Source organism: Schnuerera sp. (genome assembly GCF_035459645.1).
GTDB lineage: Bacteria > Bacillota > Clostridia > Tissierellales > Tepidimicrobiaceae > Schnuerera.
Genome location: NZ_DATHXO010000342.1, coordinates 1 through 8,906, shown reverse-complemented (window position 1 = coordinate 8,906; position 8,906 = coordinate 1). Strand labels below are relative to the sequence as shown.

General features: G+C 28.0%; 9 protein-coding genes. 7 read left to right on the top strand and 2 right to left on the bottom strand.

Annotated features, from left to right (window positions below; genetic code table 11):
* The 4 genes from VK998_RS08025 to VK998_RS08010 all read left to right on the top strand — a co-directional run.
* Window positions 1–586 (top strand): ABC transporter ATP-binding protein (locus tag VK998_RS08025; protein ID WP_325227450.1); only part of this gene is annotated, 586 nt, incomplete at its 5' end.
* Window positions 573–2,438, top strand: coding sequence for an FtsX-like permease family protein (locus tag VK998_RS08020; protein WP_325227449.1), 1,866 nt, complete (start codon window positions 573–575; stop codon window positions 2,436–2,438). The genes VK998_RS08025 and VK998_RS08020, both read left to right, overlap by 14 nt.
* A 19-nt stretch (window positions 2,439–2,457) precedes the next feature.
* Window positions 2,458–2,925: a DUF4367 domain-containing protein gene (locus VK998_RS08015; protein WP_325227447.1), complete on the top strand. Its 468-nt coding sequence runs from the start codon at window positions 2,458–2,460 to the stop codon at window positions 2,923–2,925.
* A 479-nt stretch (window positions 2,926–3,404) separates the two neighbouring features.
* Window positions 3,405–4,097: an IS1096 element passenger TnpR family protein gene (locus VK998_RS08010; protein WP_325227445.1), complete on the top strand. Its 693-nt coding sequence runs from the start codon at window positions 3,405–3,407 to the stop codon at window positions 4,095–4,097.
* Window positions 4,098–4,188: 91 nt separating this feature from the next.
* On the opposite strand, the gene VK998_RS08005 is transcribed toward VK998_RS08010, so the two are convergent.
* Both VK998_RS08005 and VK998_RS08000 read right to left on the bottom strand, forming a co-directional pair.
* On the bottom strand, window positions 4,189–4,809 hold the full coding sequence (locus tag VK998_RS08005; RefSeq protein WP_325227443.1) for a response regulator transcription factor: 621 nt from the start codon (window positions 4,807–4,809) through the stop codon (window positions 4,189–4,191).
* Window positions 4,810–4,814: 5 nt separating this feature from the next.
* A complete protein-coding gene (locus VK998_RS08000) occupies window positions 4,815–5,861 on the bottom strand; it encodes a sensor histidine kinase (RefSeq protein ID WP_325227441.1) in 1,047 nt (348 codons plus the stop codon).
* A 369-nt stretch (window positions 5,862–6,230) separates the two neighbouring features.
* On the opposite strand from VK998_RS08000, the gene VK998_RS07995 reads away from it, so the two are divergent.
* The 3 genes from VK998_RS07995 to VK998_RS07985 form a co-directional block, all read left to right on the top strand.
* Window positions 6,231–7,163 (top strand): ABC transporter ATP-binding protein, encoded by a 933-nt coding sequence (locus tag VK998_RS07995; protein ID WP_325227439.1) that lies wholly within the window; start codon window positions 6,231–6,233, stop codon window positions 7,161–7,163.
* Between the two features lies 1 nt (window position 7,164).
* A complete protein-coding gene (locus VK998_RS07990) occupies window positions 7,165–8,220 on the top strand; it encodes an ABC transporter permease (protein ID WP_325227437.1) in 1,056 nt (351 codons plus the stop codon).
* Window positions 8,207–8,906, top strand: a 700-nt coding sequence (locus VK998_RS07985) for an ABC transporter permease (protein WP_325227435.1), incomplete at its 3' end; no start/stop codon positions are given. The genes VK998_RS07990 and VK998_RS07985, both read left to right, overlap by 14 nt.

Below are 8,906 nucleotides of genomic sequence, written 5' to 3'. Positions count from 1 at the left end.
TACCTCTGGTAAAATATACTATGAATGTAAAGATATTGGGAATATGAAAAATAAAGAGCTTTCCCTATTTAGACGAAATAATATAGGCTTTATATTTCAAGATTTTAATTTATTAGACAGTATGTCTGTTGAAGATAATATAGCATTGCCCCTGGCTTTATCCAAAGTTAATGCTAGAGAAATAAGAAATAAGGTAAAAAAATTGAGTCATTTTTTTGGAATAGAGGACCAAATAAAAAAGTATCCTTATCAATTATCAGGAGGACAAAAACAAAGGGTGGCAGCAGCAAGAGCCCTTATTACTTCACCTTCCATAGTCTTTGCAGATGAGCCTACTGGAGCGTTGGATTCTAAATCTTCACAAGAGTTACTACAGTCTTTAGTTAAGATGAATAAAGAGTTCGATACAACCATCATAATGGTAACTCATGATGCTTTTGCAGCTAGTTATTGTAAAAGAATCTTATTTTTAAAAGATGGTAAAATTCATGCTAGGATAGATAAGGATTCATCTAGAAAAGAGTTTTTTAAGAGAATTATTGATTTCCTTGGTTCTATGGGAGGTGGAGTAGATGAACTCTTTTAAGATAGCAATTGTTAATTTTAAAAGAAATATAGAAATCTATGGCTTATATCTTATGGCAATGGTTTTTTCTGTAGCTACCTATTATAATTTTATATCAATGCGATATAATCCTCAATTTTTAGAACATAAAGAGGCTTCAGGTTATATAGAATCTACAGCTATGAGTGCTTCAATTTTTATGATAATTTTTCTAATGTTTTTTATAGCATATTCTACTAACTTTTTCTTAAATCAAAGGAAAAAAGAAATTGGAACATATGCTTTTATGGGAATTGATAATAATAAAATAGCCTTTATATTTGCTTCGGAAGGATTATTGTTAGGCTTACTATCATTAATCATAGGGTTAGCAGTGGGCATTTTGTTTAGCAAATTATTTTTAATGATACTTGCTAAAGTAGCTCTTTTAGATATAAAAATCGATTTTTTTATATCCAAAAAAGCTATTATTTACACCATAATTGCTTATTCTATTATTTTATTCCTTGCTTTTTTAAAAGGATATATAAGCATCATTAGATCTAATTTGATTGATTTAATAAACTCTTTAAAACAAGAAGAAGAACTTCCTAAGGTTAATTATTTTAAAGGGATAGTATCCATAATAATAATTGGTATTGCATATTATATTGCAATAAATTATGGGAAAATAGGTTTTAGAACAAGCCTTTTATCTACAATACTTCTTATTATATTAGGGACTTATTGGTTATTTGGCTCTTTTTTTGCTATGGTAATAAGACATTATATAAATAAAAAAAGTTTTTTATATAGAGGCGTAAACATTGTTAGTTTTTCTAATATAGCTTTTAGAATCAAGAATAATTATAAGACTCTCACAGCAATAGCAATATTAATAACTACATGTATAACTTCTTTTGGTACAGTAAGTTCTCTTAAATATTATGTAGATAAAAATCATAAAATAGAGGTTCCTTATAATATTACCTATGTTTCAGACAATAAAGAACAAATAGATAAGGTAGATGAAATTATAAAAAAATCCAATTATAGAATAAAGGTCAAAGAAAAGGTAAATTTTTTTCATGTGCCTGAAAATGAAATTGTAGTAATTAAATTATCTGATTTTAAGGATATATTATCAAGCTTAGAAGTAAAGAATAGAGAGGATATAATTTCTGAATTTAATTTAACTGAAGATGAAGTAGGGTACATAGAAAGACCTCAAACAATGATGAGTATTCAACAAAAACAGCATATTATTATACAAGATAAAAAATATGATATAAAAATTAGCACTAAAGCTCCAGTCTTTGGAGCAGGACTTAATTATCCATGTATAGTCGTTAATGATAATGCATATGAGACATTGAAAGCTGATTTTATAGAAGAACAATTTAATGGTATTATCTTAGGTAATGAGAAAGTTACAGATTTAGAGTTAACTTTACAGTTGGCAGAAATATTACCACCAAAAGAAACTAGACTATATACTTCCTATATATCTGATATAAGTTTTTATGATTTTACGGGAATTGTTTATTTTCTAGGTGCTTTTTTATTTTTAGTATTTGTCTTTGGTACTGGAAGTATAATCTATTTTAAAACATTGAGTGAGTCTTTTAGGGATAAAAAGAAATATGAAATATTAAAGAAATTAGGAATGACTGACTTAGAAATATCTAAATCAGTTTCAAAACAGGTAGGGATTTTCTTTATATTACCATTGATTGTAGGAGCAATTCACAGTATAATTGCCATATCTGTATTAGGTGATATGATGAAATTTAATTTAATTTTTCCTACAATTATAAGTATCCTTATATTTGTACTAGTATATGGAATATTTTATGTGTTTACTAAAAGAAAGTTTATATCTATAGTTAGATAAATGAGGAAAAGTACTGAAGATGATAATATCATACAACCATTTATGGATGGTCAATACAGAGACAAAAGAAGCAGAAAAAATGAGAAAAGAAGGAATTTTAGTAGTCAAAGACCCTAATGAATTTAACAATTATACCTGTTTTAATGTTGTTCTACCTAGCTATTTGCCAGAAGGATTTGAATTTGATAGAGCAGAATTCTATGAGGATGAAAATGGTGTTGTAGAAAATACTAAATATATTGGACTATACTTTACCAATGAAAAAACAGGAAAATATATTTATATGCAACAGAGGTTTGCTGATGAAGAAACTGCATATGCAGGAGGAGCAAAAAAGGTTGAAGAAATAAAAATTAATGGTGTAGATGCTGTTTTTTATGATGATAGGAATATTGACTGGGAAGCTAATGGTGTTATTTATGCTTTATCAGGCAGAGGAGAAATTACCAAAGATGAACTAATAAAGATAGCTGAATCTATTAAGTAAAAGATTTGGTAAAATATTAAGGATTTCAAATTGCATAAAATGTGATGTTTAAAAAACAAAGAATCTCAATTCGAGATTCTTTGTTATATATAAAGAGAAAAATGTATTGCCTATATTCTAAAGTTACTACCTTTTTACCTTGTTCCGTTCTAATCTCCCCTTTAAAACTATTTTGAGAAGCAAAAACACTCTCCACTTGTATATACGTTATCATGATATATAAGTAAAATAAATATAGATATATGATATAATTTATATTACATAATATTTTAAATAGTGGGTGAGATTATGGATAATTTATTAAGGAGAAATATTAATGTTTTTTAGAACAGGCAGAAGAAATATGTAATATAAACTTTGCCTATATTTTTGGTTCCTATGCAATAGGGTATAGTTATCAAGGATAGGTCAACATAATCGTGGTTGAAAGAGAAATTGTTTTAAAGAGAAATTTAAATTATTGAGGGAGGTATATGTAAATGGCTAGAAGGACGACTACAAGAGGTAGATGCTATAATTGTAAAAAAGAATTTGGGAAAACGGCAATAAAAAGGCATTTGATGAAATGTAATAATTTGGGTGAGGGCAGTACAAATTATTTTATGTTAAAAATAGATGGATATTACAATAAAGATTACTGGATATATGTACAAATAAAAGAAACTGCTACTTTAAAGGATTTAGATTCGTTTTTAAGGGATATTTGGTTAGAGTGTTGCTATCACTTGAGTGCTTTTGAAATAAATAATCAATATTATGAGGATAGAGTTGATGACAGCTTTGATTTGTTTAGAAGAGATACAGAGGTTATGGAGGCAACTAAGTTAAAGGACATATTAAATGTTGGATTGGTTTTTAAACATGAATACGATTTTGGAAGTACGACTAGGCTAAAACTTACTGTAGTAGAAAAATATAAAAGCTTACATACAGATAACAATATAACTTTACTTGCAAGAAATAATATGACACAGTATAAATGTGAAGATTGTGGGGAAAAGGCTACCTATATGGTTTTGGATTATGGGTATGGTAGTTATAGCCTTTTTTGCGATAAATGTATAAAGGACTATGAGGATGATGAAGATTTTTATATACATCCTATCACGAATTCACCGAGAATGGGTGTTTGTGGATATTGTGGAGAAAATGATATTTATCAGTTGGATTAGAAAGTAGATTGAGGTGGTGTGGTAAAAGAAAAATGATGGGAAGCCCTTTGAAATGTAGAGTGGGACAGTGAGAACTGTCCCTGTTGTCCCATTATTCATCTACCCCATACTTCATCTTATAATAGTAGATAGCCAGTTGAGTCCTATCTCTTAAGGATAGCTTGTCTAGCATATTGGAAATATAGTTTCTAATGGTACCTTCACTTAAAAATAGTTTTTCTGCAATTTCTCTGTTGTTTAACCCTTCTGCTACCAAAAGTAAAATATCAAATTCTCTATCGGTCAGTTCTACATCTATATTATCTTTCTTAGAATATTTTTTTATATTAGATACGATCTTTGAATCAAAGACCAAATTACCAGAGTAGATTGCATTAATAGCAGGAATAATTCCCTTGATATTTTGTTTTAATATATAACCTTTACAACCTAAGGAAAGGGCTGCTCCAATATATTCATCATCCTGGAAGGTGGTAATCAATAGTATTTTAGCCTTTGGATCTATTTTTAATATTTTTTCAGTTGCATCTATGCCATTTGATTTTTCCATTCTTATATCCATAAGAATTAAATCAGGACGATGTTTATCATAAAGCTCTACAGCTTGGTGGCCATCATAACCTACAGCTAATATTTCTATTTCGTTGGCATCTATAATGGTCTTTAAGGATTCTACCACTAGAGGGTCATCGTCTATAATTATAATATTCATATATATTATCCTTTCATTAAAGTTAGATGAATTTTGAAGCCTTCATCAAATTTATAATTTACAAGGCCATTGTATTTATAGGCTATTTCTTTAATAGAAATAAGTCCAATGCCTTTATTAGAAAGTAGAGCCTCTTTATTAAAGTTACTTCCATTATCTTTTATTATTATTGTATAAAATTTTGGTTGGTCTAGTAAAGTTATTTTTAATTTTGTAGCATTAGAATGTTTAACACAATTGGTAATGCCTTCTCTTATAACTGATAGAATATCGAATTTTAAATCATAGCTTAAATCATCTTCTACTCTATATATGAGTTCTACATCAATAGCAGGGGTTTGACTAGATAATTTTTCAATCTGATTTTCCAAATCCAAGGATTCATTATATAGATTATGGATACTCTTTCTAATATCTTCCATTCCGTTTTTTAAAGTGTCTTGAAGAATGTCTAATCTTTTTAATATCTTGTCTTCAGTAGATATAATTTTTAAAGCTTCTACTTGCAATATACTACTACTTATTCCATGACCTATTGAATCATGAAGCTCTCTTGCAATCCTATTTCTTTCTGTAAGTATGGCAATTTGAATATTCTTTTCCTTATCTATTTTCAGTTGTTCATTATATTTTTCCAAGTAAAGAGTGTCTTCTTTTAATTCATCTCGTACTATCTTGTTATCATCTAAAAGAATATTATATTTTTTTGTCATAGCTGCAATATGAACTGAGACAATTGAGACAAAAAAGTTCATTGGGGAAAAATCCATTAGCATTAAAGGCAAAGTAAATAAGGTATATAAGCCAAAATCAATATACATATTATATAAAATTAGAGGTAAATAAAATACAAATAAAGTATTGGGAAAACATAGTATTAAAAATGAAATGTAGACAATTATCTTTACTCTTTTTTTATGGAATAAATCTAAAGCTAGAGAAAAGATAATACTTATAAGAAAATAAAAAGCTAAATTTTCATTAGGACTGATATTGTACATATTATATAAACAGAATAATAGGACTATAGACTTTTCCCAAAGTTTTCTCATTTTAGTTCCCCCTAAAAAATTGAAAGACTACTATAGTAATACAATTTTAAAACTTAATAAAAACACTTAAGATAAATTTGATATCTAATGACAATTGCTATGTCACCCTGAGACTTGCAGTATAAGCTCTACTATCGAAGGGTCTAAAACGAGATCCTTCACTTCGTTCAGGATGACTTCAATCTATAATTTGTTAAGTGTAGGAATTAGATATCTATAGATATATTTATATTTTAATTATACTAATATTTGCTAACAAATACAATTTCAGTTATGACAAATGTCATATGAAATCATAACTTTATACACTACAATAGGAGGTTTCTAAATTATATAATGGTCTTACAATGATATATGGGAGTGATATAGATGATAGTAAAGGTGAATAATTTAGTAAAGAGATATAAGGAATTAATTGCCCTTGACCATTTCAATATGGAAGTAGAAGAAGGAGAAATTATAGGGCTTTTAGGACCTAATGGTTGTGGGAAGACCACAGCTATAAATTGCATATTGTCCTTACTAAGTTTTGATAAAGGGGAGATAGAGGTTTTTGGTAAAAAGATGACACCTAACTCCTATGATATAAAGCAACAAATAGGATTAGTGCCTCAAGAAGTTTCTGTTTTTGACAATTTAACGGTAAGAGAAAACATAGATTATTTTTGTGGATTATATGTAGATAATAATAATTTAAAAAAACAATATGTAGATGAAGCCATAGAATTTGTGGGGCTAAAGGACTTTATTAAATTTTATCCTAAAAAATTAAGTGGTGGTTTAAAGAGAAGATTGAATATCGCCTGTGGAATTGCTCATAAGCCAAAGCTAATCTTTTTAGATGAGCCTACTGTTGCAGTAGATGCTCAAAGTAGAAATTTTATTCTAAATGGAATAAAGAAATTAAATAAGGAAGGTAGTACTATTATATATACAACCCATTATTTAGAAGAAGTAGAAATGCTATGTAAAAGGATTATTATCATGGATAATGGGAAGGATTTGGTTTCAGGGACAAAAGAAGAATTAAAAGCCATGATAACTACATCAGAAAAGATAGTAGTTGGATTCCCTACAATCCAAGATGAAATAATTTTAAAGATGAAAAATTTGCCCCATGTAATCGATATAGAAAATGATGGAGAGGACTATATTATAAAATTTGAAAATGGTCTCAATAATTTAACCAATCTTTTAGATTTTATAAAGGGAAACCAACTAACTTATACTAAACTTCATAGCCAATTACCTACATTGAATGATGTATTTTTAGAGTTAACAGGAAAGGAGCTTAGGGACTAATATGAGAGATCTATTTAGAAATTGTTTATATCAAGGTAAAAATTTATTTAGAGATTTTGGATTTTCATTTTGGAGCTTAGCATATCCATTGATTTTATCAGTTTTTTTCTATCTCTCTTTTAGTGGCATGATGAATATAGAGTTAGAGAATATAAATTTAGGGATAGAAAAAGGAAACAGAATCGGATATATATTAGAGGAAATTGAAATATTAAATATTCATAATTTTTCTCAAGACCAGGCTATAGAAAAGTTGAACAATGATGAAATTCATGGTTTTATAGATGAGGACTTAAATTTAATGGTAAAAAAATCTGGCATAAATCAAACCATAATAAAAGAAATAATTGAGCAAATAAAGCAGATGGAAAGATTAAATAGGCCTATAGAAAACTATGATTTTGAAGTGGATTATATATTGGATAGGAATCAGAATGCAAATCCAATAATTGTGACTTTTTATTCATTAATTGCTATGGTTTCTACCTATGGGGTCTTTGCCGGAATTGTAACTGTGATACTAATTCAGGCAAATTTAACTGATATTGGGGCTAGGCTTAGTATTACTCCATTAAAAAAATATAACTTTTTAATAGCAGGATTCATAGTGGCATTAACACTAAATTTATTTGCCAATGGGGTGTTGTTTATCTTTATTAAATATGCTTTAAAGATACAATTGTTTAATGAGATTAAGTATAGTAGTATTTTTGTAATATTAGGTAATGTGTTTGGAACTGCTCTTGGAATATTCATTGGTGCTTCCAATAAAAGAAGCCATAATGTAAAAACTTTAATGGCCGTAGCAACTACCTTAATTTTATCATTTTTATCAGGAATGATGGGTCCTCATATCAAGGTAATGTTGGATAAAAATATTCCTATTTTAGGTAGGATAAATCCAATTTCCATTATTAGTAATAATCTATATAGGATAAATTTATTGGAAAGTACCAAAAGTGTTAAGGAAGGAATTTTAATTTTATCCTTATATTCCATACTATTAATTTTCTCATCCTATATGTTTTTAAGGAGGCGAAACTATGACAGTATATAAGTATTTTATTAAAATAGCTTTGAGAAACAAATGGGCAATCTTATCTTATACTATAGTATTCTTCATTTTATCAATTATAAATAGTTCTAATACTACTGGAAGGGAAACAACTTTTATGGAGACCAGATTGAGGATTGGAATAATTGATAATAGCAATAGCCAATTATCTAATGGTTTAAAGGATTATTTAAAAGAGAGAAACCATATAGTAGATGTTGCTCAAGATGAAGAATCTATAAAAGAACAAATCTTCTTGGAAGCAGCAGATGCTATAATAGTAATACCTAAGGATTTTGATGAAAAGGTAATAAATAAAGAGAAGTCTGTAGAAGTTTATAGAGATGATAGGAAGGTTGAATCCATACAAATTGAAACTCAACTTAATAAATTCTTTGTCTTTGTTAATGCGACTTATAAGGATGGTAAGTTTGACTTAGATGGTATAAATACAGCGTTAAGTGAAAAAATCAAGGTAAAATTAGTCAAAGATGGTGATAAAGTAAAAAATCATAGTGCTAATGAATGGTTTAGATTTTATTTCAACTTTACAGGTTATGTAATCATAGCCACTTATATTGCAGTAATGGGTTTAGTGATGGCAGATTTTACAGATTATAATATTGAAAATAGAAGAAAAATATCTTCAAAGAAGTTTTTAAAATTTAATAGAGAGATATATTTAGGGC

Coding starts and splice junctions, on each gene's coding strand:
- VK998_RS08020 (WP_325227449.1), top strand. CDS start 573: ATGAACTCTTTTAAGATAGCAATTGTTAATTTTAAAAGAAATATAGAA.
- VK998_RS08015 (WP_325227447.1), top strand. CDS start 2,458: ATGATAATATCATACAACCATTTATGGATGGTCAATACAGAGACAAAA.
- VK998_RS08010 (WP_325227445.1), top strand. CDS start 3,405: ATGGCTAGAAGGACGACTACAAGAGGTAGATGCTATAATTGTAAAAAA.
- VK998_RS08005 (WP_325227443.1), bottom strand. CDS start 4,809: ATGAATATTATAATTATAGACGATGACCCTCTAGTGGTAGAATCCTTA.
- VK998_RS08000 (WP_325227441.1), bottom strand. CDS start 5,861: ATGAGAAAACTTTGGGAAAAGTCTATAGTCCTATTATTCTGTTTATAT.
- VK998_RS07995 (WP_325227439.1), top strand. CDS start 6,231: ATGATAGTAAAGGTGAATAATTTAGTAAAGAGATATAAGGAATTAATT.
- VK998_RS07990 (WP_325227437.1), top strand. CDS start 7,165: ATGAGAGATCTATTTAGAAATTGTTTATATCAAGGTAAAAATTTATTT.